Source organism: Pantoea sp. SYBGC1 (genome assembly GCF_057197005.1).
In genome coordinates, this window is record NZ_JBXUNM010000005.1 from 108,580 (window position 1) to 131,584 (window position 23,005).

At 51.7% G+C, this 23,005-nt stretch carries 30 protein-coding genes and 2 pseudogenes; 11 read left to right on the plus strand and 21 right to left on the minus strand.

The annotated features are described in order from the left end of the window. Positions 1 to 3: 3 nt before the first annotated feature. The 8 genes from traV to traM form a co-directional block, all read right to left on the minus strand. Positions 4 to 579 carry a type IV conjugative transfer system lipoprotein TraV gene (traV, locus tag AC2CF9_RS11025; RefSeq protein WP_484556986.1) on the minus strand — a complete coding sequence of 192 codons (576 nt, stop codon included), beginning with the start codon at positions 577 to 579 and terminating at the stop codon, positions 4 to 6. A gap of 10 nt (positions 580 to 589) precedes the next feature. Then, entirely contained in the window at positions 590 to 1,933 is a 1,344-nt protein-coding gene (traB, locus tag AC2CF9_RS11030; RefSeq protein ID WP_484556987.1) for an F-type conjugal transfer pilus assembly protein TraB, read from the minus strand. Continuing rightward, on the minus strand, positions 1,926 to 2,654 hold the full coding sequence (gene traK, locus AC2CF9_RS11035; RefSeq protein ID WP_484556988.1) for a type-F conjugative transfer system secretin TraK: 729 nt from the start codon (positions 2,652 to 2,654) through the stop codon (positions 1,926 to 1,928). Before traK ends, traB begins: the two co-directional genes overlap by 8 nt. Further along, positions 2,644 to 3,207 (minus strand): type IV conjugative transfer system protein TraE, encoded by a 564-nt coding sequence (gene traE, locus AC2CF9_RS11040; protein ID WP_484556989.1) that lies wholly within the window; start codon positions 3,205 to 3,207, stop codon positions 2,644 to 2,646. The genes traK and traE overlap by 11 nt, the downstream gene beginning before the upstream one ends. A gap of 10 nt (positions 3,208 to 3,217) precedes the next feature. Further along, positions 3,218 to 3,523, minus strand: coding sequence for a type IV conjugative transfer system protein TraL (gene traL / locus AC2CF9_RS11045; RefSeq protein WP_071669503.1), 306 nt, complete (start codon positions 3,521 to 3,523; stop codon positions 3,218 to 3,220). Positions 3,524 to 3,534: 11 nt separating this feature from the next. Next, entirely contained in the window at positions 3,535 to 3,897 is a 363-nt protein-coding gene (traA, locus tag AC2CF9_RS11050; RefSeq protein WP_484556990.1) for a type IV conjugative transfer system pilin TraA, read from the minus strand. Positions 3,898 to 4,077: 180 nt separating this feature from the next. After that, positions 4,078 to 4,602 (minus strand): hypothetical protein, encoded by a 525-nt coding sequence (locus AC2CF9_RS11055; protein WP_484556991.1) that lies wholly within the window; start codon positions 4,600 to 4,602, stop codon positions 4,078 to 4,080. Between the two features lie 177 nt (positions 4,603 to 4,779). Then, positions 4,780 to 5,169 carry a conjugal transfer relaxosome DNA-binding protein TraM gene (gene traM, locus AC2CF9_RS11060; RefSeq protein WP_071669505.1) on the minus strand — a complete coding sequence of 130 codons (390 nt, stop codon included), beginning with the start codon at positions 5,167 to 5,169 and terminating at the stop codon, positions 4,780 to 4,782. Between the two features lie 461 nt (positions 5,170 to 5,630). On the opposite strand from traM, the gene AC2CF9_RS11065 reads away from it, so the two are divergent. Next, positions 5,631 to 6,071: a transglycosylase SLT domain-containing protein gene (locus tag AC2CF9_RS11065; RefSeq protein WP_484557091.1), complete on the plus strand. Its 441-nt coding sequence runs from the start codon at positions 5,631 to 5,633 to the stop codon at positions 6,069 to 6,071. A gap of 349 nt (positions 6,072 to 6,420) precedes the next feature. Here AC2CF9_RS11065 and AC2CF9_RS11070 read toward each other — a convergent pair whose 3' ends face one another. From AC2CF9_RS11070 to AC2CF9_RS11085, 4 genes are all read right to left on the minus strand, one after another. Continuing rightward, the gene (locus AC2CF9_RS11070) at positions 6,421 to 6,699 is read right to left on the minus strand and encodes a hypothetical protein (RefSeq protein WP_071669507.1); all 279 of its coding nucleotides are present in this window, start codon (positions 6,697 to 6,699) and stop codon (positions 6,421 to 6,423) included. 245 nt (positions 6,700 to 6,944) lie between these two features. Continuing rightward, positions 6,945 to 7,385 (minus strand): hypothetical protein, encoded by a 441-nt coding sequence (locus AC2CF9_RS11075; RefSeq protein ID WP_071669509.1) that lies wholly within the window; start codon positions 7,383 to 7,385, stop codon positions 6,945 to 6,947. 970 nt (positions 7,386 to 8,355) lie between these two features. Further along, on the minus strand, positions 8,356 to 8,661 hold the full coding sequence (locus tag AC2CF9_RS11080) for a hypothetical protein (protein ID WP_071669510.1): 306 nt from the start codon (positions 8,659 to 8,661) through the stop codon (positions 8,356 to 8,358). Between the two features lie 403 nt (positions 8,662 to 9,064). Further along, positions 9,065 to 9,433, minus strand: a complete 369-nt coding sequence (locus AC2CF9_RS11085; RefSeq protein ID WP_484556992.1) for a transcriptional regulator — start codon at positions 9,431 to 9,433, stop codon at positions 9,065 to 9,067. A gap of 345 nt (positions 9,434 to 9,778) precedes the next feature. Between AC2CF9_RS11085 and AC2CF9_RS11090 the strand changes: the two are divergent. Then, positions 9,779 to 10,825, plus strand: a pseudogene (locus tag AC2CF9_RS11090) (DDE-type integrase/transposase/recombinase). Between the two features lie 254 nt (positions 10,826 to 11,079). Here the strand turns inward: AC2CF9_RS11090 and AC2CF9_RS11095 are convergent. Continuing rightward, the gene (locus AC2CF9_RS11095) at positions 11,080 to 11,376 is read right to left on the minus strand and encodes a hypothetical protein (RefSeq protein ID WP_071669512.1); all 297 of its coding nucleotides are present in this window, start codon (positions 11,374 to 11,376) and stop codon (positions 11,080 to 11,082) included. A gap of 369 nt (positions 11,377 to 11,745) precedes the next feature. Between AC2CF9_RS11095 and AC2CF9_RS11100 the strand changes: the two genes are divergently transcribed. Further along, positions 11,746 to 11,955, plus strand: coding sequence for a hypothetical protein (locus tag AC2CF9_RS11100; RefSeq protein ID WP_071669317.1), 210 nt, complete (start codon positions 11,746 to 11,748; stop codon positions 11,953 to 11,955). Positions 11,956 to 12,060: 105 nt separating this feature from the next. Here AC2CF9_RS11100 and AC2CF9_RS11105 read toward each other — a convergent pair whose 3' ends face one another. Beyond that, entirely contained in the window at positions 12,061 to 12,372 is a 312-nt protein-coding gene (locus tag AC2CF9_RS11105) for an antibiotic biosynthesis monooxygenase (RefSeq protein WP_484556993.1), read from the minus strand. Positions 12,373 to 12,504: 132 nt separating this feature from the next. On the opposite strand from AC2CF9_RS11105, the gene AC2CF9_RS11110 reads away from it, so the two are divergent. Continuing rightward, positions 12,505 to 13,011 (plus strand): GNAT family N-acetyltransferase, encoded by a 507-nt coding sequence (locus tag AC2CF9_RS11110; protein ID WP_484556994.1) that lies wholly within the window; start codon positions 12,505 to 12,507, stop codon positions 13,009 to 13,011. A 154-nt stretch (positions 13,012 to 13,165) separates the two neighbouring features. Here AC2CF9_RS11110 and AC2CF9_RS11115 read toward each other — a convergent pair whose 3' ends face one another. Beyond that, positions 13,166 to 13,528, minus strand: coding sequence for a VOC family protein (locus AC2CF9_RS11115; protein WP_223810686.1), 363 nt, complete (start codon positions 13,526 to 13,528; stop codon positions 13,166 to 13,168). A gap of 168 nt (positions 13,529 to 13,696) precedes the next feature. On the opposite strand from AC2CF9_RS11115, the pseudogene AC2CF9_RS11120 reads away from it, so the two are divergent. Together AC2CF9_RS11120 and AC2CF9_RS11125 are read left to right on the plus strand one after the other, a co-directional pair. Continuing rightward, positions 13,697 to 13,765, plus strand: a pseudogene (locus tag AC2CF9_RS11120) (transcriptional regulator); the annotation flags it as partial. 42 nt (positions 13,766 to 13,807) lie between these two features. After that, entirely contained in the window at positions 13,808 to 14,302 is a 495-nt protein-coding gene (locus tag AC2CF9_RS11125; protein ID WP_484557092.1) for a helix-turn-helix transcriptional regulator, read from the plus strand. A gap of 157 nt (positions 14,303 to 14,459) precedes the next feature. Here the strand turns inward: AC2CF9_RS11125 and AC2CF9_RS11130 are convergent, their stop codons facing one another. Both AC2CF9_RS11130 and AC2CF9_RS11135 read right to left on the minus strand, forming a co-directional pair. Beyond that, positions 14,460 to 15,299, minus strand: a complete 840-nt coding sequence (locus AC2CF9_RS11130) for an MBL fold metallo-hydrolase (RefSeq protein WP_484556995.1) — start codon at positions 15,297 to 15,299, stop codon at positions 14,460 to 14,462. A 345-nt stretch (positions 15,300 to 15,644) separates the two neighbouring features. Then, positions 15,645 to 16,178, minus strand: a complete 534-nt coding sequence (locus AC2CF9_RS11135; protein ID WP_484556996.1) for a sugar ABC transporter — start codon at positions 16,176 to 16,178, stop codon at positions 15,645 to 15,647. Positions 16,179 to 16,339: 161 nt separating this feature from the next. Here AC2CF9_RS11135 and AC2CF9_RS11140 point away from each other — a divergent pair, with 161 nt between their 5' ends. Together AC2CF9_RS11140 and acuR are read left to right on the plus strand one after the other, a co-directional pair. Then, a complete protein-coding gene (locus AC2CF9_RS11140; RefSeq protein WP_484556997.1) occupies positions 16,340 to 17,239 on the plus strand; it encodes a LysR substrate-binding domain-containing protein in 900 nt (299 codons plus the stop codon). Between the two features lie 258 nt (positions 17,240 to 17,497). Continuing rightward, entirely contained in the window at positions 17,498 to 18,154 is a 657-nt protein-coding gene (gene acuR, locus AC2CF9_RS11145; protein WP_484556998.1) for an acrylate utilization transcriptional regulator AcuR, read from the plus strand. A 60-nt stretch (positions 18,155 to 18,214) separates the two neighbouring features. On the opposite strand, the gene acuI is transcribed toward acuR, so the two are convergent. The 4 genes from acuI to AC2CF9_RS11165 all read right to left on the minus strand — a co-directional run bounded on the left by acuI (position 18,215) and on the right by AC2CF9_RS11165 (position 20,866). Then, positions 18,215 to 19,198, minus strand: a complete 984-nt coding sequence (gene acuI / locus AC2CF9_RS11150; protein WP_484556999.1) for an acrylyl-CoA reductase (NADPH) — start codon at positions 19,196 to 19,198, stop codon at positions 18,215 to 18,217. 543 nt (positions 19,199 to 19,741) lie between these two features. Beyond that, positions 19,742 to 20,056 (minus strand): helix-turn-helix domain-containing protein, encoded by a 315-nt coding sequence (locus AC2CF9_RS11155; protein WP_484557000.1) that lies wholly within the window; start codon positions 20,054 to 20,056, stop codon positions 19,742 to 19,744. Beyond that, the gene (locus AC2CF9_RS11160; protein ID WP_484557001.1) at positions 20,049 to 20,393 is read right to left on the minus strand and encodes a toxin; all 345 of its coding nucleotides are present in this window, start codon (positions 20,391 to 20,393) and stop codon (positions 20,049 to 20,051) included. The genes AC2CF9_RS11155 and AC2CF9_RS11160 overlap by 8 nt, the downstream gene beginning before the upstream one ends. Before the next feature lie 206 nt (positions 20,394 to 20,599). Continuing rightward, positions 20,600 to 20,866, minus strand: a complete 267-nt coding sequence (locus AC2CF9_RS11165) for a JAB domain-containing protein (RefSeq protein ID WP_484557002.1) — start codon at positions 20,864 to 20,866, stop codon at positions 20,600 to 20,602. 447 nt (positions 20,867 to 21,313) lie between these two features. On the opposite strand from AC2CF9_RS11165, the gene AC2CF9_RS11170 reads away from it, so the two are divergent. Genes AC2CF9_RS11170 through AC2CF9_RS11180 form a run of 3 tightly spaced genes read left to right on the plus strand, consistent with a single transcriptional unit; the run spans position 21,314 to position 22,729 of the window. Next, positions 21,314 to 21,637 carry an antibiotic biosynthesis monooxygenase family protein gene (locus tag AC2CF9_RS11170; protein ID WP_333715610.1) on the plus strand — a complete coding sequence of 108 codons (324 nt, stop codon included), beginning with the start codon at positions 21,314 to 21,316 and terminating at the stop codon, positions 21,635 to 21,637. Continuing rightward, complete coding sequence (locus tag AC2CF9_RS11175; RefSeq protein ID WP_484557003.1) at positions 21,630 to 22,022, plus strand: amino acid-binding protein; 393 nt, start codon at positions 21,630 to 21,632, stop codon at positions 22,020 to 22,022. The genes AC2CF9_RS11170 and AC2CF9_RS11175 overlap by 8 nt, the downstream gene beginning before the upstream one ends. Further along, positions 22,019 to 22,729, plus strand: coding sequence for an ArsR/SmtB family transcription factor (locus tag AC2CF9_RS11180; RefSeq protein ID WP_484557004.1), 711 nt, complete (start codon positions 22,019 to 22,021; stop codon positions 22,727 to 22,729). The genes AC2CF9_RS11175 and AC2CF9_RS11180 overlap by 4 nt, the downstream gene beginning before the upstream one ends. The last annotated feature ends 276 nt before the right edge of the window (positions 22,730 to 23,005 follow it).

A 23,005-nucleotide genomic window follows, 5' to 3' on the forward strand; every position in this document is an offset into this window, starting at 1 on the left:
TGCTCACTCTGCCTGTGCCGGCAGGTGCCAGCGTGAAGGGGTCGCCACGAAGGAAACGCGGCCGGGCTGGTGCAGTACGTCGGCGTCGTCCACGTACGGGGCTATCCAGACGCTTGCCGTCACGGCGGAGCTGCGCACGGCGGGCACATTACCGCAGGCCGCGCAGGGCTCAGGAACCTGTGCGCTGACGGGTATCACGGCGCGCGGCACGGGCCGCAGCAGAAGGGTGCCCGCAGAAGCCGCAGTTTTGATTACGGCCCCGGATCCCTGAGCCTGCGTACTGTCTGCAGGCTCCGCGGCTTTGACCAGGGTAACCGCGCGGCCCTTTATCGCCTCCGTGGACCCGGCTGGCGCGGCTGGCGCCGCCGGCCGGTCAGCCAGGCGAGGCAGCGCGCCCGCACCCGGCTTTACCGGTGCGGCCAGCTCCCGGGCCCGGTCGTTGGCGGCCTCCATGGTCATGCAGGTGTCGCCCGCGGTGGCATTACACTGAAAGTCGCTCTGCGCGCCAGCACAGCCCGCCAGCACCACTGCGGCGGCAAGCGTCAGGGCGGGCCTGAGTGTTGCGTTTTGAATACTCATATCAGATCCCTCACTTATCCGGCATTCCACCCGGATGAACGATGTCCCCGAGCTTCAGGTTGCTTACGTCCTGCAGCGCGCCACTGCCGCGAGCCTGCAGGTTATCCGGCCCGTCCTGCCCGCCTTTCGCTGCCTGCTTCCCGGCATGCTTCGCCTCCTCAAGCGTCTGCAGCTGAAAGCCGTCGTTAAAGACCACCGTGACCGGGTTGCCGGCGCCAATGGGAATGATTTCGTGATACTGCTCGGCGCGCTTGATGTAGTACTCCGAGAGCGTCTGCGCGGCCTTGCTCGCGCCGCCGCCGATGCCCGCGCCTACAACGTCCTGCGCGCCCATGCTGGCGGTGGCGCCGATGCCCACCGACGGCGTGGACGCCTTTTCAATGCCCTTGCCGATGCCGTCAAGAAAGCCCGAGGCGCCCGCCAGGCCAAGGATTTTGCCGTTGCGCATCACTACCGTGCCCTTGATGCCATTCTTGCCCATAAAGCTCACGTGGCCCTTTATCTTCATGTCCACGTCGCCCTCCGGCAGGCTGCAGCTGATGCTGCGCGTCCGCACCTCGGCACGCTCGCTTGAGACGTCGCCGTAGGCCTCGGCCGTAACAAAGCAATTGCGCAAGTCTGCGGTTTTGTCGTTAGGCATGTTCACGACGCCCGTAAGCCGGAACTGCATGGGAACGGTATTCTGGCTGCCGGTCACCGCCGCGTTGGCGTCGGCGCCTTCAACAACCAGGGCGTTCGCAAAACTGCCGGAAAAGATGTAGGGCAGCGCGGGCCCGGTTTTCTGCTCATAGCTGAAGGCGGTGTGGTCCATACCGGCTGGCGCAGGCGTGTAGACGGTCTGCTGTGAGGGCGCCTGCCCCATCCCGGGATAAAAGGCCACTGGCGGAGGCACGGCTCCGGACGGGGCCGTACCCGGGCGGGGTTCGCCGGGCGGCACGGCGGCGGGCGCGGCCCCTGCATCCGGAAACGCCGCCGTACCGTAACTCATGCCGTCAACCTGCGACTGCAGCCGGGTCTTGTCCTCCTCCAGCGCCTTAATACGTGCCTGGTCATCCTGCCGGTTTTTGTCCAGTAGCCTCAGCTCCCGGCGTAGGCTCTCCATCTCCTTCATAACCTGCTGGTTGCCGAGCTGGCTCTGCACGATGGCGTTCTGCTGCACCTTGTTATCAAAGGTGCGATCCACTACGCCGGTCAGGTCCGGGGGCGGCTCTTTAGGCGCGGCAGCCTGTGCTGTCTTCTCAGAAGAGAGCGAGGAGAGCCAGAGCCCGCCGCCGCTCACCACCACCACGGCCGCGGTCAGCCCCGCGGCAAGCAGCATCTGCCGGCGCTTTGCCGCCGTGTTGACGTTAGTCATCGCGGTTCTCCCTCGCCTGCGTGACGTACACGTGCGTGCTGCCGCCGCCTGCAAGGCTCCGGCCGGGCGTGGCGAACATCACGGCCCGCACATCCTCGGCGCTGAACTGCGGCTCGTGCAACGGCACGACCGCACGTCCCGGGTTGGTCAGCCGCCAGCGCGTCACCCGCAGATGCCCTCCCTCCCACGCGGCGTCAGGCACGGCCCGCAGCGCGGCGGGCAGGCGCGGAGGCGCATCATCCGGGCGCACCGCCACGGCCGCCCAGCCAGGGGGCAGCGCGCCCTGCAGCAGGGTTTTATTCACCCCGGCCAGCAGCGCTTCATAGGGCTGCGCCCGCTCCCACGCGCGCGCAGCCGGGCGCAGCAGGGGCTTCTGCGGGGCCAGCAGGTAGCTGCGGCCCGGTACCGCAGAGGGGTGCGCATTGAGCGAGAAGGTCTGCCCGCCTTCGGTGGTCAGAAACAGCGTGAAGGGCTTGTCCTGCACGGTTGAGATGAATGCCCCGCCCGCGGGCGTGTTGCGCGTTTCCGTGAGCCTGCCTGGCCCGCTGGTGACGCCAGTGATGCGGTCGCCCGGCACCTCGAAATAGTTAGGGTTTGTGCTGCTGATGCGCACGTCTGCCTGGCCGCCCGCGGGCACGTCAAGCGTGAGCGGCGTAAGAGCTGCCCGGCCCGGAAGCGCAGCTGCAAGCAGGCACCAGAGCACCGGAAGGTTATTGTTCATCCTGTACCTCGATAAATCGCGTAAGCCAGGTATGCCCGTCGCGGTGCTCGTACTGCATGGCGTAGTGCCTGAGCTCCCGCGTAGGCTTGCCGCTGCCTATCCAGGTGGTGAGCTGCCCGCGGATATCTATCTGCGCGGCGTGCGGATAAACCCGGATAGCGGTGGGGATAAAGTTGGAGTCCACGTCGTTGCGAACAATCTGCTCCGCCTCACCCGCCAGCTTTACCTTCATCTCCGGCTGCGCGCCCGGCCTGAACAGCGAGAGCAGGAGCTGATGCTGTTCGTGAATGGTTCCCGGCGAAACGTTCAGGCGCATCGCCAGGGCCGCCACGGCGTACATTTCCAGATAAGCCGGGCTGGCTGCATTATCAGAAACTGCAAAGGGTGCGTTGTAGCCCATTGGGGTTACTATCACCTTCTGCTCATTAGTAAGTCGCCGGTTATCAAGGATCAGCAGGATCACTGCAATCAGGGAGAGCAGGAAAAAACCGCCCAGAATCGCGTAGCCTGCTGCGATAAGCCGGGTGCGCGAGGCGTGTGCTGAGTACGTCACAGACGGCTCCTTATTTAATCCACTGCCGGAAGCTTGAGTCCGGGATCATCCTGAACACCGTGCCGGCCCGCAGGCCGGGCAGGTACCAGTACATGACGTTGTAAAGCCACATGCTGCCCCGGCCCCGCTTCGCGGAGCGGATGGCGAACCACACCGCGCACGCGGCCATCAGACCGAAGAGCTGCCGGTGCGTCCAGAATCCCCATGCAAGCACGGGGATAACGGGAATGAGTTCGTCCAGGGGCAGGCCCAGCACGCGCAGCTGCTCGGACAGTGTTTTGGGAAAGCGGTATCGCTCTGTGTTGTCCGGCTCCATGCTGCGCCCCGTCAGCTCGCCAGGCTGAAGCCAACGGTGGTGAACACCACGACCACGGCCACACCGAACAGCAGCATGATGTTTTTGGTGCGGATATAGCCGATCACGCCAAAAATGACCTCGCCAAGCACAATCCAGACCGCGATGGAGGAGTTGGCGCCAAAGGTGTCGTCAACGGTCTGCTTGCCGCCTGCCAGAAGATCATCCGCGCCCGCCGTGCCGGTCGCTGCTATGAGCACCAGCAGGGGGGCCAGAGCGTATCGTGCCGCCCGCGCAAGCGCTGATCGGTTCATCAGCGTCATGCCCTTATTTGCCAGCGCCGCTTTTACTTTCTGAGGCGTGCGGAGGCCCGCACCATTAACTGAAAAGTTCATGGAGTTTCCTTCATATAATTTATTTAACTTTGGTGAATAAATTCAGAGAGTGACGATCTACTTCCATGGATATTCAATTTTTTCTGCGAATATAATGCTCTTTGTATCCCCCTTGCTCTCGTTCTTTAAATAAATCAGGCGTTAAAAAGTGCTCATACCTTTTGATATGATTAACACTCCTCATTTCAGCCTCGACCACTCCTTAGCACTAAAAATATTAAAAGGTGAAGACCATACAAGTTCATGCTGGCCGAGATTATATCTTGGAAAGTGACTCGCATAGAGGTTGACTAAGTGGTATTGCTGCCAGATCCAACAGCACTCAGTAGAGCCATCTTGTGTAGTAAAAGGAAAAAACCTTAAAGAAGCCAATATACGATGGCGATTAAAAGGATAGATCAGTGAAAAAATGCAGGTTATTTCTCGGCGGTCGCTGATGACCTGCCTTTCGACATAATGTAGTTGAGAAAAATACCTGCTAATGGGTGAGGTGAAATTTTCAATATACTTGGGTGCCATTACCTGGGAGATATCAATTCCCATCCACCCGCAAAATCCGGCATCTATGTACATGACTCTTTTATCCGAAGAACGTATACATTTACCAATCCGCTCAAATTGATAAAACTCTGCAACAGTTCGCTCTGGATACCTTTGCGTATCCTTAGTGACCTTACTGCGAGTCAAAAGTACGGTTTCAGCCATAACAGTCTCTCATTTACGTTGCTTGCTTAGTTTCGCATAACAGTACCTACTACAATGCGAAGCGCTCAATCATGAAAACCTGTAAAGTTAGGATAGGAATTTATTTCATACAGATGATTAAATACATAGGATGATTCTTGTGGATAAAGGTTGCATCTAAATGAGTTAGGCAACCGCTTAATGGTCTTTTCCTTCATCATCGTTAAAGAAACGCTTGATAACTTCCTGCGTTGCTCTTTCCGTATCAGACTTCACTTTTAAAATATCGAACGCCTCATTTCCATTAAGGTCGGGCAACAACTTCATAGCCGCAATGATTTTTGCCGTCTGAATTCGCGCTGCAATCGCGTTCTCCAAAAGAGTACGGTTGAAATCAGTTTGATTGAAGATATCATCGTTGTTTTCTTGCCTGTATTGATAAACTCTGAGCCCAAGATCAATAAGCATTGCTGTTATACTCGACACGTTAGCTTCTTTAACTGAGGCACCTTCATTCAAACGAGCCTCAACAATGTTATTGATATGCTTTATGGATGTTTCGCTAAGAAAGGCCTGTACTCTTGGCATTATTGAACTCCAACTTATGTTCCACTGAATAAACATAGAATACGCACCTACCATATATTATGCATGGTCTGTTAACAAAAAACATGTCGCTAAACTGTGACTTTTCCAGACATTAATAAATTGAACTGATAGAGTATACTCTAGAGCACACTCTATCTAACTACATAATATGATTGCAGATACCATACTAACACTCTAGAGCACTCTATTTAGAGTGTCTTTGATGGCCTTTACATTAAAAAATGCATAGACTGTCAGGTAACTCCATGAGATAAAAGACATAAGCTGCAAGTGATTCACTTGCGTGATGTGTGATGTCAGGATCATTAAGGGAGGGCTATCCTTCAAAAACCAGATCAGACATATTGAATTATAAGCTCACTCAGTGATAATAAGAAAAATCGGCACGCACTCATCTTGCTCTGGAGGATGTTTTGTTTCGCAACTTTATTCTACCTTTGATGGCGCTGATGGCATCGGTTTGTAAGGCTGATTGTTATGACAAGGCAGGATACGATTATAGCCTGGATCCAAATTTGCTACGCGCAATTGCCTGGACTGAGTCACAATATCGCATAGCAGCGATTGGAAATAATCCGGAATCGGGTTATGGAATGGGTCTCATGCAGATTGACTCACAGAATATTGCACACCTTAAGCAATTTGGTATCACGCCGCGAATGCTTCTTTCCGATCCTTGTATGAATATTTACACCGGGGCCTACTTTCTGGCAATTGCATTCAAGCGATGGGGCGCAACGTGGCGTGCAGTGGGAGCGTATAATGCCGGCTTTTCTCCTGCCCCACAACAAGAGCACAGGCGAAAATTGTATGCTAGAAAGGTCTTTGAGGCTTATACTAGCATACGCCAAAAAGCGTCATCTTTTAAAACCAGTCAATAAGCAAACACTATTATTAACACACATAATAATTTAAAATCATTATTGCTTTGAGCCTGCACGCTTAAAAGGCAGGTCCATTTCAATGATACCCTGCTGGTAACAAAGCTTATCTTTCGCACAATACAAATAAACAGTCACATCTATGTGCAGGGTGTCACCACTCATTACTCTTGTAGAAAATAATTTAATCAAAAAAATATAACACCCCAAGAGAAAAAAATAAAAAATTTAATTTTATAGTTCGCGCAATATGCTTTTTTGCAAACATTCACACTCTGTATCTCTAAAAATATTTTTTTGTTTTGTAGCCCTAAGAACACATCGGGGCCATACTGGCCCCGATGTTGAATCAGATAATTTTCACGTTAAAGATAGCTCGCCAGTCACTGTATTCCACCCATTCACTGAGCGGTTCCAGCCGGACAAGATTTTCTGCCAGTCCGTTCATGATGAGGATTCGCTCTACAGCCTGAAACCAGCTCTCCTCTTCTGCGACAGGAAACCACAAATTGCAGTTAATTCCGCTCAGCAGCGCATGATTACAGAAATGGATTCCCTTGCCCTGAGATGTTGCGCAAGTGGTGACCACGACAGCGTTACGACTCAGACCTTTTTCCTGTGCTTTCATTTCTCATCTTCCTCCATGAATTTTCGCACCAGGTGCATAAACTGTGGCCATAACCGGAATAACATTGCCGGTACATGCACTCGCCCTTTCTGCTTAAAGCATTTTACAAACTCTGCCGCCTGTGCGACGATTTCAGGGTCAGTTTTCATTATGTTTATCCGATGTAGCTGATTAACTGACAGGGCCGCCAGCATCTACTGGTGCCCGTAGTAGAGGCAGACTTTGGTCTGCCTTTTTTGTGCCTGCTACATCCTGTTTTGATGTGCGTGACTGACTGGCGACATGCACGCCGCTATCTCAGCGAGGTACTGTGCCTTTGTCTCTATGGCCTCTGCCTGCATCGTCTCAAATGAGGGAAGCACGCCCGGCAGCCGTTCCGGCGTTATCGCCCTGCTCAATGCGTCTATATCACGCACCATGGCGTACACCTGCAGTGATGTAATGGCGCCCATCACATCGAGCCGCCCAATCTTATCCAGCGCTATTGCAGGCGCCTCTATCTCTGCATCCACATCCGCAGGTGCAATGCCCAAACGCGCCAGTGCGCGGTAAAACAACATCTCGCCCTCGCTCTGCGCAAGATCAGTTAGCGCGGCAATTTTACGAGTGAAATAAATGGTTTCCGGGGTGTTCTCCCATGTTTTGGGAGAGTCTGAAGCGGCGGTGTTGACGTTTTGTGTGTGCATGCTGGTTCTCCTGTTAGGTGGGTTGTCATGTTTCGGTCGAATCCTCGCGGCATAGGGCTGAGAAGCGCTGGCAGACAGCAGATACAGGGGCGCCGCAGGCGTTCACTTCACCCTTGTATCTGATGGATGACGGTGCTTTGATTTGCCCGCCGCGTGGAGCAGACCGGAATACAACTCCGCACTGAAGGTGAGCAGGCACACACCCGACCGCAACGCGGTCGGCTGCAGAGGCCACGTTTTTCGTGGCCGGTTAGCGCGCCGGCATCAGCCGGCTGCAGGGAGTCTCTTTCCCATCAAAACCAGGACGAAAGCCCGAGCTGGCTTGTAGTTGTCAACCCGGCGAGCTCAGCGTGTTACCGCAAATGGCATGAAAGTTTCTGGGATACAAGAACGTTCACTCAATGCCCTGTGCCGCGATGGCCTGGACAGTAAAAATGAAGTGTTTAAGAAAACAGAGAGAAAAGACCTTAAGTGCGATTCCTGAAAAGATGATGCACATAAAAAATGCCCTGCCTGCGCGATACGTCACACTCGGTTTCATAGCACGGGCTTTGAATATCCAATGTGGATTAGTGATGTAGCTTGCGGACAGAGAATTAATGGGTGCCTGATCCCGCGTTCAGAAACAGTTTTGACACTCATATCAGGTGTTGATTTCTGCACCCATTAACGTATCGCGACCGGGGATGAATCAGCGTTGAAAGCATGTCAGGTCAGGAGTGCTTTACCCGGACGCTGGATCACCATCCATCGCAAGCCAGTCATGCCCGAACAGAAAAAATTTGTCATTTTCTCCAATTTTCCCTGCACGTGTTTCGAGCCTTAACGCTGAACGCCAGGCCAGAACGCACGAACAGGGAAATCCTGAACGATATAGATAGCGCATAAAATCAGCAGACACGTACTCTGCACGAGTCTGTATATCGGTTCTGACTCTCCCCTGCCGCAGACAAACTGTTGATATCCGGATTTAGCCTGGCGCCTTGTAGCCAACCGGACGCGTGGTATCGGCTCTCGACCGGTTCAGAAATGCTTTAATACGGCATTTTTCTGCAGCATCCGGTTTAACTTTCACAGGAACGGTACAGATGTGAAACCTGTCCCGGCTATCCAGCCTGATTTCAAATAGCGTGCGTACCTCACCGGGCACCGGCAGATAAAGTACCCGCTCTTGTATTAGTTTCAACTTCAGTTCCGGCGTCAGATAGCCTGATTGCATTAGGGAAGCGGCGAAAGCATCAAGTAATCCATTGCCCGTCAATGTCGGTTCAGCCATAACTGTTCCTCTCTAATCGCCAGTGTGATGACGCGTTCATCGGCATACCCTTGGGTACGACGATACTACGAAGATAGCGCACAAACCCTCGCTTTATCGACCATCACTATTATTTTAGATTTCATCAGGTTTTAATGCGTTCAGGATCATACGCCGGACAATATCTCTAAAAAACTTCCTGCGTCTCTCTGCACGCCTGCCTGTCAGCGTTATCAGTCTGCCTGGAAACAATACCGGCCAGCGTGACCTCTCAGACCAGTAAGGGTGCGCATTACGTATTTGCGTACTTATCGTCAGAGACATAGCAGCATGCCTCATGCTGGCAAGTATGACTGGTTGCCATCCTGATGCTGGTGCCTGAAATTGCGAAAACCACCAGCCAGTTAGTCTGCGGCAAGCGGGATTAAAGCTGTTCTGATTTACACTGATAAAGCACGGCCATTGCTTCGCGCAGGTTTGCGGGTGGATCTGGCTGCTCCTCCAGGGTAATGAGTTCCTGAATCGTCAATCCGAGTTCGTGCGCGGCTTCTTCTGGTGCTATGCCGCGATATAAGCGCCAGGCCGCGTGCAGGCTACAGTTGCGGTCATGAGAGAGTGACACCACTTCATCCGGTATCAATGTGTCGTCATCAGACCCGGACGTATAGGGCACTGGCTCAAACGCCTCATCAATCTCTGTTTCAGCCATGAGCTTTTCAAACAGAGCAATAGGAATGACAGCACTGATGCGGTTGCCGTCCTCATCAGTGAGATAGTGAATACCTTGAATCATGGCGATACTCCTTTATAGGCCTGACGGGTGGCGATCAGCGCCTGAGTAAACCAGGCCGATCAAACTCAATGTAGAAGCATGCCTGTTGTCTGTCGAGGCACCACCAGCACCTCCCGGCGCACTGCAAAGTCGTTACACCTTAGGGTAGTTTTGCAGAAGGATACGTATTAAACAGTTTTCAAACACTAGCGATACATAAATGCGCCAGCGGCCACATTCAGACGTTGAGCACAGACACCAGCTGAAGCAATTTGCATCGGCAGCCTTGGGTAGCTGGCAGGTATGATCGCCACGGGTTTAAAAGATACCTCTGAATCATTTAAGACGGCTCAAAAAGAGGTGCCCGTGAGCGATCAGCGTTTTGCAGAAGAGTTTAAATCGAAGATGTCATACAGGTTGTTGATCGTGGCCACTCTGTTTCCAGCGTTGCATCACGTTTTGATATCCTCACTCATAGCTTTTACGCCTGAGTAAAGAAGTAAGGTCCGGATTCATCCACTAAGAATGAACCGTCAGATACTCAGACAGAGATGTGCCATCTTCAAAATGAGCTGAAGCAGGTTCCCAACGGACGGGACATAAAACGCCGCAGCGTACCTCGCAAAGCTGTCCGACTGAGATACGCCTTTACCCGTAGCATCTGTTGTTCCCCTGCTCTGACGAGACTGGATGTTCATCACAGTGACTTTTACGCCCGGCCTCTGCAGCCGCATTCACAACGCTATCAGTGAGACCCGAGACTGACAGGGCTGATTAAAGCGTTCTGATTGAATCACAATGTGTAGAGGGTTATCGCAAGCTAAATCTCGAAGCAGCAGGCAACAATGCAGAGTCAACAGAGTCAGGTGAGTAATAAGGTGCCGGTTCAAAGGCATACCAGACCCCGCGCACACGTAAAAGTGAGGTCAGTATCATGTCGGCTGATACGCCCCAGCGACAGTTCGAGCCGGAAAGGTTGGGTAACGGACATCACCTGCATCTGGCTCCATGAAGGCTGCCTATATCCCGGCGTGGTTGTTGATCTGTTCTCAAGCAACATTATTGGCGGGTCAATGTAATCCCGGATAATAAAGGATATCATGCTGTATGCCTTATCAGTGGCTGTATGACGGCACAATCCTCAAACACAGCTACTTGTTCATTCGGCTCAGGACAATGAGTACACAAACCATGAGTGGCAATCGTTTAAAAACACATGGCCTGGAGGGCAGCATGAGCCGTCACGGTAATTGCCACGATAAGGCGGTTGGCGAAAGCGTTTACCCGTTGCTGATATGCGAACAGGTAAAAGATATACAGAACACGGTAAGAAGCCCACAGCGCTATTTTTGATACATCGAAATGTTTTATAACCGTAAGCGTCGGCAGGGTTGTAGCGATTCGCTGTCATAAGCAGAACAGGAAAACCCGTATTATCATCGGCTCGGAAGTCGCGGCGATTCATTACTTGCCCACGGGCACGAAATGAAGGGTGTGCAGATAACTGAGCTGAGCTGAAAATAAAATGTGTGGGACAGGATGTCGTCCCACTGCCGCGCAGAATCCGGGTTTAGGATTTCTCATTAACCAGTATCGATCGGTCTTTGACCCCAGCTCCTGTAAAGCCCCTTTGAACACAGGTAGAGAAACCCGTTACAGCAGGCCAGTTATGCAGCATTATTTTTGCGCCATTCATCTACCATCTCTTTTGAGACTTCTTTCTTGTAGCAAACAGGCGCATAGCCGCCCTGCTTACTCCACGCGCTTCTTCTGCCACAGCTACTCCCGTTGCGTGCTGAGTTAAAAGGACAGGCACAAACTCCTGGGTATGATGCTATAGAATCTTCGATGATGAGTTGACGAATTTGATCATCGGACTGACGTGTAGATTTAGCCTCAGACACGTTAAGCCAGAATAAACTCATGGCCATAACCAGTGAAACAGCAACAGTACGTATATCCATAACACCCTCCTGATGATAAGAGAGTTAACTTAATCCATCACTGCATCCGCCAATCGCGCGAAAAGAACAATAACTGCTCTTATTTTGAACAGCCAATACTGACTCAGGGCTCGGAGCGCTTAGCCGTCAGGCCCGAATCCTCGAGGGATTCGACGGAACTTAGGGCACGGCTGGTTAGCGCACTGGTGGTGACGACCCGGCAGCGCTAAAGAGGTTATAAGGGTTTCAATGCCAACGTCCGCTTTGTGCCAAAAGCGGACGTTGTAAAAGAACTTCTATGTTGAATATCGAAAGCCGTTATCAGTGAGAAGTTATGGTAAAAGGGAATGACCGGGCAGCAGTGCCCGAAACCTGACAGAGGGGTAAATTATGTCTGATAAGAATGAGTTCGCTGAAGGAAAGGCTATCTGTAACGAGATCGGTGGTGCGGTACTTGAAGTTCTGGGTGACAAACGTGAGTTTGCCGTACAGTCGCTTATCGACGTCCTGCAGAACGCACAGCATGACGGGCACAGCTATGGTGAAGAGCGCGAGAATGGCATGGAGCTGGCGATCAGGATACTGCAGAAATTTGCGTGAAAATCGCCCGTCGGAGAGTTCGCTGTAGCGCTGTTATGTTAAATATGAGTGCTGGACAGAATCAGAAGAGGAAGAGGCCGCCTCATGGGTGCGGCCAGCAAACAACTACAGGGAGGATACGGCTTGCACGTCGTGCTGGAAGACGTAAGGATCGGACAGCAGCTCAAATTGCTCGTCGTCCGGATAGGTGACTGCAATATGATACTGTTCGCCTGCGAATGCCTTTACGGCCTCAAGATCTTTCCAGTAAGTAGCCAGGAAGAAATGCTCCCATTCACCCTGCGTTTCTCTGCGTACATATGTCCCCAGATTTCCTGGTGTCCTCTCTGAATGTTCGACGCCGGTTTTTTGCAGATGGTTTGCAAAGCCTTCTGCATGCTTGAACGGTACGCATCCGTGCCATGTTCTTACGATCATGTTTCTATCCTCATGTTCTGGAAGGGATTTAAACATAACATGATGTGAAAGGTGATGTGATTTGTGATCGAAATTTTATGTTGGATTGAGTGGGCTATGACAATCTAAATCAGTGACAGCAAGGAGCCAGCAGTGGAAAAATTTACGGTACGGCGCATCACCGAAAGCGATCTTGGCGACTTCAGAGAATTGAGGCTGGAGGCTTTGCGGCTTCATCCTGATGCCTTTGGCGCCTCTTACGAGGAATGCAACCATAAGCCACTGCAGTTCTTTGCCGAACAGCTGAGAGCCAGCCATGTTTTTGGCGGATACGATCACCATAATATTCTGCAGGGCATGATTGGCGTTAGCCGCAGCTCGCTAACTAAACTGAGCCACGTTGCAAATATCTGGGGAATGTATGTTCGCGCCGGGATGAGAGGAAGTGGCCTGTCATCTGGTCTCATGGAGGCGGCGCTGGAAGCCGCCAGCTCAGCTAAAACAGTAAAACTCACCGTGGTTACTACTAACCGGTCTGCGTATGCGCTTTATCGTTCCTTCGGATTCATCGAGTGGGCAACAGACACCGCTGCACTATGCGTTGAAGGGGTATATTATGACGAGTTCCTCATGAGGAGGAACTCTGAGACCGATTCATAACAGGGATGTTATGTCTAATGTGGCATAACATCTCTACTTCATAGGCTTGACGTCCGCTTTTCGCTCATAGCGGACGTTGCCCTATGTGCAAGTCCGCCTTGTGTCAGGAGTGGGCTTAACTGTTTTAAAAATGTACAGGCAGGGTCTTTACTCTTCAATCGGGTATACACACCCGGATACGATGGCCGTCAGGATCGAGCGCAACGAACGTTCTGCCAAAAACAGCCTGTCTGAGCGCCTGTTCTATCAGCACACCCCTGTCTGACCACTGCTGATAAAGCATCTCAACAGCCTGAACATCTTTAACCATAAAGCTCAACTCAGAGCGGTTGCCTTCACCGCAGGATACAAAGTCACGTGCCTTTGTTGACCATAGCCCAACGTTCAGGCCGTTATTGAAGGAAAAAGCCACCCATGTCGGAAGCCTCACGTCTGGTTCTGTATTGAACAGCTTCTGGTAAAATTCGCCGCTGGCAATCGGGTTTTCAACATAAAGAATAATCAGGTTAGGTATCATGAGTCTCTCGCATCTGAAAGAATGAGACGTCACTATTGCAGGGAGCATTGACAGAACATGTCAGCATCAGGACCGACGCGTGCAGAGCGCCTACTCAATCTTCTGCAAATTTTGTCTCAGCATCGCTATCCGGTTAGCGGACACTGGCTTGCTTGAGAGCTTTCCGTCAGCCTTCGCACGCTTTACCGTGATATCTCCGCACTGCGTGCTCAGGGGGCAGACATTCAAGGGGAAGCCGGCACGGGATTTCTGCTTTCCCGGAGCCATCATTTGCCGCCTGTGATGTTTACCCCTGAGCAGCTTGACGCGCTGGCGCTGGGTTTGCGATGGGTAGCTGTATATGGTGATGCGGGTATAGCAAAAGCAGCTTCTGAGGTGACGGGTAAGATCCGGCAAGGTCTGCCTCCACAGCTAAAGACGCTATTTGATGACTCGACGCTATTAGTCGGAAAGACTCAGATTGCCCATCACAATCCTGAAAATCTGAACTCTCTTCGAAGCGCCATCAGGCGGAGACAAAAAATCCGTACAGGTTATACAGACAGGTCAGGTAATGTGAGTGAAAGAACGATATGGCCTTTCGCTTTAGGTTATTTCTCAGGAGATATTGTGCTTGCGGCATGGTGTGAAAAACGTAATGCCTTCCGCCATTTCGACGTAACGCGATTCACATCTCTTCAACTTATGCGGGAAGGATACCCTCATTCGCGACATCGCTTACTCCGCATGTGGCGCAGTGCGAGTCTGGATAAAATAACCCCTGGGCATAGCTAAACTGAATGCCAGTGTTCGAGAATATTCAAGCTTGCCAATATCTATTAATTTGTCCGCTTTTTGCTCTTAGCGGACATTGGCCTGACTGCAGTCCGCTTTGTACCAGAAGCGGGCGCTGACGAGGCTGTGCATCAACGCACTACTCAGGCACGTTCATCTATGCTTCATAGTAGGAAATTCGGTATCCACTTCCCTCCCTGCAAACACGGGCAAATCCTGCCTGGCTTAAGTGCATGCCTGCAATAATCAATTTTTTGCTGACGGCTTTTTCCATAATTTGCCTCCTTGTTTTCTCAGCCTGACCGGGATCGGTATCAAATAAAACAGAAACAGCAGGTTGTGCTGCCTGTATATGAGGATAATGAACTATGTCTCCCCATATTAATAAGCGTTTATCCTCTGCACCAATGCAAAACCCTGTATGTCCCGGTGTATGACCCGGTAGCCATACCGGCAGAACGCCTTCTGCTATTTTTTCCCCGTCAAAAAAACGCATACGCCCGGCATAAGCATGAAACATTTCGCGGACCAGCCAGAAATTACGTTGCCCGCGCTCATTGGTCATTTTCATTTTTTCATCGTCCTGCCAGTGCTGTGCTTCGAGAGGATGAAGACGTATTTCAGCGTGTTTAAAACGCGGTCGTTTTTCAGCGTCCAGCAGGCCTCCGATATGATCCGGATGGCAGTGCGTCAATAAAACGGTATCGACGTCGTCAGGCGTAACCCCCACTACAGCGAGGTTTGCTGTGAGTTGTTCACCCCTGTTGTCCGGTTGCCCTGCGCCAGCATCAACCAGAATGGTTCTGCCCCGGCCGCGGATAAGGTAACAGTTTATATGAATATCCCCGGCTTCACTGACGCCAGCATGACATTGGATGGCATCCGCCTGATCTTTTCCAATACCTGACAGCAAATCCAGACTGGCTGACATAGTGCCGTCACTCAGCGCAGTTATCTGAAAATCTCCAATCTGACGGAAGGGAAAGGGCTGTGTCATTTACTACCTCGGATTTAGTTACGTGCGAATATGTGTTCTGCCATAGAGCCAAAACAGCGAATACGGGACATCAAACCAGAGGCCTGGTGAATGGCACAATCCGGTTCACGTATGAAGTTTTCCATCACTTCAGCCCTTCGCCACGTTGCGAGGCGATAGAAGAGTCCGGCACAGGCAGATTGCCCGCACCCCGGCTTCGCATTGGCAAAAATGATATGAACATTTGCGGGTTTTGCGCCAGGAATGTCACAGCGGAGGGCGCGGCGTCGATGGGCAAATTCGCAAAGGTTCCTGAAACTGTCAGACTGATTTTCAGCAATATAAAAGGTCAGAACAGGCATGATGTTAAGAGCTGCCTTCTGCAAAACTCTGCAATTGCGGTGTCAGAGCCGCATAGAGGCATACCCCGGGCATCTCTGCGAACAGCAATGCAATTTCAACGGGTAAAACATACGCAACGCGATATTCAGGAGATGTATCCAGCCCCGCCACATGCATTTCCAGCGCCTGATATTCCGGTTCGCTATCTGAAAAATCTACTGGTTTTGCGCTCAGTAGCAGCATTTCAGCAGAAGACAGGGCCGGAGCAGGACCTTCACATTCATACACATTACGATGCCAGTCAGTAATGCAGTCCTGCCACCGGGAGAAATTACCGCCTCCTTTTAAACCGTAATCATCACTGGTGAGAACAGCCGCGTTTTGAATGGTATGAATGGCAAGGTAAGCAGGGCAGCCGGAGTTCACAGCATGAAAGCGTTGAGAGGTACTGAAGCCAGTCACAGATATGAGTGCAGGTAATTTTTGCTCACTGTAAAAGGAATTCCATTCGGCCTCGCTTTCAGGATCGTTATAGGAGCATTCCACGATATAAAGCATCAGATCATCTCCACATCAAATACAGCCCGGGCAAATACATTCGCTCAATGATTTTTTATCATGCTACAGGCTTTATCTGCTGCTCAGAATCGATAATATGTCATGCTTTAGTGACATTAAGTCAATGGACGCGCTTGCAGGCTCAGAACAGGAGAGATTTTATGCGCAGAAAAATACCCAGTAGCGCGTCTCTGCAGGCCTTTGAAGCCGCCGCAAGACACGGTAGTTTTTCCCGGGCCGCAGAGGAGTTGTCGCTGACGGAAGGCGCGATCAGCCGTCAGATTGCGCGCCTTGAAGCGTTGCTGAACGGTAAATTATTTGACCGTGTGGGAAGCCGGGTAAAGCTTAACCCCGCCGGCGCACGTTATGCGCATCACGTGCGTGAAACGCTTGATCGGCTCGAAAGAGATACGCTCTACTTAACGGGAATGCCTGAAGGCAGTCAGAGTCTGGATATCGCCGTCCTGCCGACCTTTTCCAGCCGCTGGCTTATTCCCCGGCTGAACGGCTTCAGCGCGTTATTCCCGCATATAACGTTGAACATTGCGGCCAAAACGGATCCGTTCATTTTGCACGGAAGTGGCTTCGACGCTGTCATTCATTTTGAACACTCCGCATGGGCTGGCATGCGTATAGAGTTTCTTTTCCAGGAAAATCTGCTGCCTGTATGTAATCCGGCACTCTTAACGCATGATGATGTCAATCAACTCTTAAACAGACTTCCGCGGATTCACCGTCGGCAGAATCCGGATGCATGGCAACATTATGCCCGGGAGAGCGGGATAACCCTCGATAATCCGGCTCATGGCGTACGCTACGATCTTCATGAAATGGCAATCGCTGCCGTCATGGCGGGACAAGGCGTAGCATTGATTCCGCATATGTATATCGAAAATGAATTGAGATGCGGCATGCTTGTTTCGCCCTGGCCTGCTTCAGAAAGTCTGAGCAAGAGATTCTGTTTAGTGAAGCCAGCGGAAACAGGAGTCAATGAACCAGCGTTAAAGAGCTTTGAAACCTGGCTGCGTACTGAAATGAATAGGCTCACCACCACACCTTGATGCCGAACCATGATGTTACGCCTCCTCCTCCCCCAGCAAACCTTAACTCTACGTCAGTCCGCTTTGTGCCATAAGCGGACGCTTGTGATCGGATCGCCCTAAGCCAGCAGCCTGAACATGACGATTTGCGATAGAGCTATGACAACATGCAATACAGCCGTTAAGGTGAACAATCTGTTGCAACAGAGGTGATGAACTGTTGGAAGTTACACATTTATTCACTTATTCTTTTTGGTTAATTAACGCAGGAGTTGAGTCATGGTAGGCGAAATTCGCGGGCGTGGAAGACCGCGAAAAAGAGAAAGTTCTTATACAGATACCCGGGAGGATCTCATCCGAAGCGGGCTTGAGCTGCTGACGAAAAATGGTTTTCTTTCAACGGGAATCGACGCTATTGTCAAAAACGCGCATGTTCCAAAGGGATCGTTTTATTACTACTTCAGAAGTAAAGAGGAATATGCCCAGGCTGTTTTAAATGCTTATGACAGCTTCTTTAATCACAAGCTTAAAAAGCATCTGAATGAACCATCCTGTACACCAATGATGCGTATGGAAAACTTCATCAGAGACGCATGCGCTGGAATTGAAAAATATAATTTTTCCCGTGGCTGTCTGGTTGGAAATCTGATGCAGGAAAGCCCCGGGCTTCCGCCATCTTTCATTGAATTGCTGCAGAGCATCCTTGCGCGCTGGCAGGCGCTTATTGCGGCCTGCCTGTCTGATGCACTATCAGCAGGCGAGATATGCTCAGAGCTGAACGATACTCAACTGGCGGCTATTTTCTGGAGCGGCTGGGAAGGTGCTGTTATGCGTGCAAAACTCTATCGCTCTGTTCAGTCAGTATATGATTTCTGGAGTTTTTTCAAAATTTCAGTGCGCTATCAGCCTGCCGGGCAAGCGAAAGCAGGCCAGTAAAAAAGGGCCGGAGCCCTTAGCAGGATGAACACATCCTGGTTAATTAAATCTTCAGTATCATCATTTGCATTGAATCACTGCCCGTCCGCGAATTTCGCCACTTAAAAGTTTTTCGGCCACGCTTATAGCCTCACTAAGTGGGTAGATAGCGGTCAGGCTAGCCAGTTTTGCTTCTGGCAGATACTGCACTGCCTGTTGCCATATAGAAGCTCTTTTTTCCTTTGCAAACATCACACTGTCAATTCCTTTCAGCGTGATACCACGCAGAATAAACGGCGCTACATTGCCCATCATATCCATACCCTGCGCCATGCCGCAGGCTGCAACAATACTGCCGTACCTTACTCCGGCGCAGACATTACAAAGCGTATGGCTGCCAACAGTATCAATTGCAGCAGCCCAGCGTTCTTTCTGTAACGGTTTCCCGGGGCAGGAAAGTTCGGAGCGATTGATAATCTCATCCACCCCGATTGTTTTATAAAGCCAGGCAGCTTCTTCCGGTCTGCCAGTCGAGCCGGTTACACGGAATCCCATTGACACAAGGAGCATGGCCGCGATGCTTCCGACACCTCCGCTGACACCCGTAACAAGTATAGGGCCATTTTCGGGCCTGATGCCATGATTCCATAACGCGTCAACACACAGCATGGCAGTGAAGCCAGCAGTTCCGATAGCCATCACGTGTTTGCTGTTTGCGCCAGTGGGAAGCGGGGTCAGCCACTCGCCTTTTACACGTGCTTTTTCGGACAGCCCGCCCCAGTGTTTTTCTCCCACACCCCAGCCGGTCAGGAGAACCTTATCTCCGGCCTGATATTGCGGATGTGCACTGGCAGAAACCGTACCGGCAAAATCAATGCCCGGCACCATTGGAAAATGGCGAACGACAGGACCCCGGCCCGTAATGGCCAGCGCGTCTTTGTAGTTTATGGATGAGTAGTCGATATCAACATCAACATCGCCCTGAGGCAGTTCACCTTCTGACATTTCAGTCAGTTGAGTGCTGTAGCCATCATTTTCTTTGTCGATTAATAGCGATTTGAACATATTTACCTCGGCTTTTTTTAGCTACTGGTTGGCAATTAGTTGTTCAAAAATAATATTGACCGATCGTCTAATAATCAACGTTGCTCTCATAATTTTTATCAACCATGCTTCCGGCATCATAATACACGTCCGCTTTTTACTCATAGCGGACGCTAAGCAGGCTGCTGTGGCTAACTTTGCCGTTCGCCATCAGACCCTAGCCGGCCGGCCTGAACCCCGGAGAGATTCGGCGAAACTAACCGGCTCTGCCGGTTAGCGCAGTGGGGCTGACGACCCGGCAGCGCCGGGGAGCCGGAGGGGTCCATCAGTCTGCTCATGCCGTTGATCTTCATGGACAGGAAACAGGTGAAGCAGCCGCAGCACAGAAAAGGGATTAACAGCAGCAGGCAGCAGAGAGAGAAAATCGTGAGACAGTGTCCCGGAGAGAGAAAGCGCAGGCGAAGGGAGTGAAGCGGTAGGTCAGCACCGTCTTTTCCCGGTCCGCAGAGCCGCCCGCTTTTCAGGCAGCGCCCGCAACCTGCTCAGGCGTTACCGGTCACGCCATTAAAGTTGTGCGAGCGTTTGCAATGTTTCCGGGTTTTGCTGCACCATGCGAATCAACAGCACGGCCTGAGCATTTGGCTTAGCTCTGCCCTGCTCCCAGTTCTGATAGGTGGTCTCACCGGTGTGCAGATAGTGTGCAAAAACCGCCTGCGACAGGTTAAGTTTTTCGCGTACGTTGCGCAGTTCCTGCGGCGCGATAGTGATGGGCTCGCGCTTGCTGACCTTGTAAGTCTTTAGCGTGATTTTTCCGTTCTGGTGATCTTTCAGCTCCTGCATGCCCGTCATCAGCTCGGTGAAAATGTCGCGTTCAGTCATGCCTTAGCCCCTTTTTAATTGCGTTTAGCGCCTCTGCAAGCGCAGCGCGCTGTTGTTTAGTTAAATCGTCGCGCTGATCTTTGTCATAAATGGTAAACAGAATGAACTGCCCTTTTTCATTGGTCCAGTAATAGATAACTCTTATCCCACCCCGCGTGCCTTTATGCCGTCGCTCATCCCGAAACCGTACCTTACGTAGTCCGCCCGTATCAGGAATTACATCTCCTTTTTCCGGATCAGCCAGCAGCATGCTCTGAAACAGCCTGAACTGATCATCGTTGAGATAGTTAGCCCGATATTTCTGAAAAATTGAAAGCTCTATGAACAACGCGCGCATGGTTTTCCCTATCCCTAATATGGAATAGCATATCCCCAAAATGGGGATAGTTCAAATTCATTAGTTCCATATCCCCTGAGGTTATGGCCGTGGTCTGTGTGGCGCGGGGCCATATTTTGTCAAGGTTTTCTAATGCTCTGTCTTCGTCATAGATACTAGGGACGGAATCAGGCAGGGCTCACACCCTGCCTTTTTTCTGTCCTGAGTCAGACAAGCCCTCGCTCTGCCATTGGTATGGCATCATTACCCGCCACTACGACGTGATCGATCATCCGCACATCAATCAACCCAAGCGCTTTTTTAAGGCGAACGGTTATCTGCACGTCTGCGCGCGACCCTTGCGTGAAGATGCCCTGGTGCCAGGTTTCTGCACGGCTCAGGGGCTCAAGGGAACAGAACGGAACGCGGAAGGATGAACAGGGCACGGCCCCGGAACGGCACGCAACAGTGCCGGACTGGTCCTCAGCGGCCACGTCTTATGTGGCCAGTGAACGCGCGGGCACCAGCTGGCTGCAGGGGGTAACCTGCAGTTGCCATCAGACCACAGCCGGACAGATAACGCGCTTTTCATCGAGTATCAGGGCGCTTTCAAGCTGGTTAAGCTTACCGATCAGCGCATCATTGCCGTTTTCACTCCACGTCTGCCAGGACAGGCATTTTAGCCCTGCCAGCGTATCATCCTAAAGTCCGTTTCCCGCTCATAGTGGAACTCTGCTCAGTTAGCTTGTCCGCTTGATGTCAGAAGGGGAATCTGGCTGGGAACCCACACTTCAATGTTGTCCTGCCTTTCAAACTATGAATTTGCTGTTCATCACTTGCATGTCGATGCTTCGCTAACGTACAGGCATACTTCGGTGCTGACCGAAGCAACATGCCGTTGTCATCATTAAACTGTCCGTAAATCAACAACGGAGCGAACCATGATTGCAGTCCTTTTTGAGGCAGATGCCCTGCCAGAAGCGCAGGAAAGATATCTTCAGCTTGCTTCAGAGCTGAAGCCTCTCTTATCCGACCTGCCCGGCTTTATTTCAATTGAGCGCTTTCAGAGCCTGACTACACCCGGAAAGATTCTTTCTTTGTCGTGGTGGGAAGATGAGGAGTCTGTAGCCGGATGGAAGCGAAATGTCATGCATCAGGCCGCGCAGAAAGAAGGCAGGCAGTCGATTTTTTCATTCTACAGAATACGGGTAGCCCGCATATTCCGTGACTACTCTTCTGATAAGGGAATACATCAGCATGTATGACATTCACGTTCTTCTCAAAAACAGCCCGGGCTCTCTTGGTTCACTGGGTAGCATACTGGGTGAAAACGGAGTGGGACTCGAAGGCGGTGGCGTATTTACAGGACCTGAAGGCGGGCACGCACATTTCCTGGTTGAAGATGGCTATAAAGCACACAAGGTATTGACTGAAGCCGGTTTTAACGTGTGCAACGTATGTCGTCCCCTGGTCAGAAAGTTACCTCAGAAACGGCCCGGAGAGCTGGGAGAAATAGCTGACACAATTGCCCGGAACAGCATCAATATTCTGGTACAGTACAGCGATCACAGTAACCGGCTGATTCTCATTACGGATGATGATGCACGGGCAGCCGAAGTCACCCGAAAATGGGCCATACCTTCTGAATGAACCTCGTTAAAACAAAGTGCGACAGTGAGCCCGATGATGTGCTTGAAACATCAATGGCGATGGTGGCTTCTGCGCTGTCTGACCCGTCAAGGGTAAGTATTCTGTGCGCCCTGATGGACGGGCGCGCATGGACAGCGACCGAACTTAGCGTAGTGGCTGGCATCGCAGCATCAACCACCAGCGGGCATCTGAACCGACTTCTCAGCAACGGTCTGGTCATTTGTCTGACGCAGGGGCGTCATCGCTATTACAGCCTTGCGGGCCATCATATCGCCGGACTGCTGGAAAACCTGATGGGCGTTTCCATGGGTACTTCCAAAGCCCCCGTTTCCGGTACGCCGGTCTCTTTACGTTACGCACGCACCTGCTATGACCATCTGGCAGGCGAGCTTGCTGTGAATATTTATGAATGTATGCTGCAGGAAAAATGGCTTGAAGCAGATGGCTCGGAACTGACATCAGCCGGCAAAATACATTTTGAGAAAATGGGCGTTTTGCTTAACTCTCGCACACGCCGCAAGCCCTGTTGCGGCTGTCTGGACTGGAGTGAAAGACGTTTCCATCTTGGCGGTTACGCTGGCTCAGCCTTGTTTACACTTTTCCTGCAAAAAAAATGGATAACGCGTACACAGGGATACCGTGAAGTGAACGTAACCCATCCAGGCCGGGGTGCATTATATCGGCTGTTTAATCTAAAGATCACCTGAACTTAAGTCATATACCAGTTAATTTGATGAGGTGACTCAAGATGCCTTCATCTGACTCTTCCATTTTACCTAAAAGGTCCGCTTTTCGCTCATAGCGGAAAATAGGCTGGCTGTACGGGTGACCTTGCTGTTAGCCATCAGACCCTGGCCGTCAGGTCGGGATGCATCGAGGTCCGGCGGAGCTTACCGGCAGAGCCGGTAAGCGCAGTGGGGCTGACGACCCGGCAACGCCGGCGAGCCGGAGGGGGCCATCAGTCTTTTGATACTAATGACCGC

Coding starts and splice junctions, on each gene's coding strand:
- traV (WP_484556986.1), bottom strand. CDS start 579: ATGAGTATTCAAAACGCAACACTCAGGCCCGCCCTGACGCTTGCCGCC.
- traB (WP_484556987.1), bottom strand. CDS start 1,933: ATGACTAACGTCAACACGGCGGCAAAGCGCCGGCAGATGCTGCTTGCC.
- traK (WP_484556988.1), bottom strand. CDS start 2,654: ATGAACAATAACCTTCCGGTGCTCTGGTGCCTGCTTGCAGCTGCGCTT.
- traL (WP_071669503.1), bottom strand. CDS start 3,523: ATGGAGCCGGACAACACAGAGCGATACCGCTTTCCCAAAACACTGTCC.
- traA (WP_484556990.1), bottom strand. CDS start 3,897: ATGAACTTTTCAGTTAATGGTGCGGGCCTCCGCACGCCTCAGAAAGTA.
- AC2CF9_RS11055 (WP_484556991.1), bottom strand. CDS start 4,602: ATGGCTGAAACCGTACTTTTGACTCGCAGTAAGGTCACTAAGGATACG.
- traM (WP_071669505.1), bottom strand. CDS start 5,169: ATGCCAAGAGTACAGGCCTTTCTTAGCGAAACATCCATAAAGCATATC.
- AC2CF9_RS11065 (WP_484557091.1), top strand. CDS start 5,631: ATGGCGCTGATGGCATCGGTTTGTAAGGCTGATTGTTATGACAAGGCA.
- AC2CF9_RS11070 (WP_071669507.1), bottom strand. CDS start 6,699: ATGAAAGCACAGGAAAAAGGTCTGAGTCGTAACGCTGTCGTGGTCACC.
- AC2CF9_RS11075 (WP_071669509.1), bottom strand. CDS start 7,385: ATGCACACACAAAACGTCAACACCGCCGCTTCAGACTCTCCCAAAACA.
- AC2CF9_RS11080 (WP_071669510.1), bottom strand. CDS start 8,661: ATGGCTGAACCGACATTGACGGGCAATGGATTACTTGATGCTTTCGCC.
- AC2CF9_RS11085 (WP_484556992.1), bottom strand. CDS start 9,433: ATGATTCAAGGTATTCACTATCTCACTGATGAGGACGGCAACCGCATC.
- AC2CF9_RS11095 (WP_071669512.1), bottom strand. CDS start 11,376: ATGGATATACGTACTGTTGCTGTTTCACTGGTTATGGCCATGAGTTTA.
- AC2CF9_RS11100 (WP_071669317.1), top strand. CDS start 11,746: ATGTCTGATAAGAATGAGTTCGCTGAAGGAAAGGCTATCTGTAACGAG.
- AC2CF9_RS11105 (WP_484556993.1), bottom strand. CDS start 12,372: ATGATCGTAAGAACATGGCACGGATGCGTACCGTTCAAGCATGCAGAA.
- AC2CF9_RS11115 (WP_223810686.1), bottom strand. CDS start 13,528: ATGATACCTAACCTGATTATTCTTTATGTTGAAAACCCGATTGCCAGC.
- AC2CF9_RS11130 (WP_484556995.1), bottom strand. CDS start 15,299: ATGACACAGCCCTTTCCCTTCCGTCAGATTGGAGATTTTCAGATAACT.
- AC2CF9_RS11135 (WP_484556996.1), bottom strand. CDS start 16,178: ATGCTTTATATCGTGGAATGCTCCTATAACGATCCTGAAAGCGAGGCC.
- AC2CF9_RS11140 (WP_484556997.1), top strand. CDS start 16,340: ATGCGCAGAAAAATACCCAGTAGCGCGTCTCTGCAGGCCTTTGAAGCC.
- acuR (WP_484556998.1), top strand. CDS start 17,498: ATGGTAGGCGAAATTCGCGGGCGTGGAAGACCGCGAAAAAGAGAAAGT.
- acuI (WP_484556999.1), bottom strand. CDS start 19,198: ATGTTCAAATCGCTATTAATCGACAAAGAAAATGATGGCTACAGCACT.
- AC2CF9_RS11155 (WP_484557000.1), bottom strand. CDS start 20,056: ATGACTGAACGCGACATTTTCACCGAGCTGATGACGGGCATGCAGGAG.
- AC2CF9_RS11160 (WP_484557001.1), bottom strand. CDS start 20,393: ATGCGCGCGTTGTTCATAGAGCTTTCAATTTTTCAGAAATATCGGGCT.
- AC2CF9_RS11170 (WP_333715610.1), top strand. CDS start 21,314: ATGATTGCAGTCCTTTTTGAGGCAGATGCCCTGCCAGAAGCGCAGGAA.
- AC2CF9_RS11175 (WP_484557003.1), top strand. CDS start 21,630: ATGTATGACATTCACGTTCTTCTCAAAAACAGCCCGGGCTCTCTTGGT.
- AC2CF9_RS11180 (WP_484557004.1), top strand. CDS start 22,019: ATGAACCTCGTTAAAACAAAGTGCGACAGTGAGCCCGATGATGTGCTT.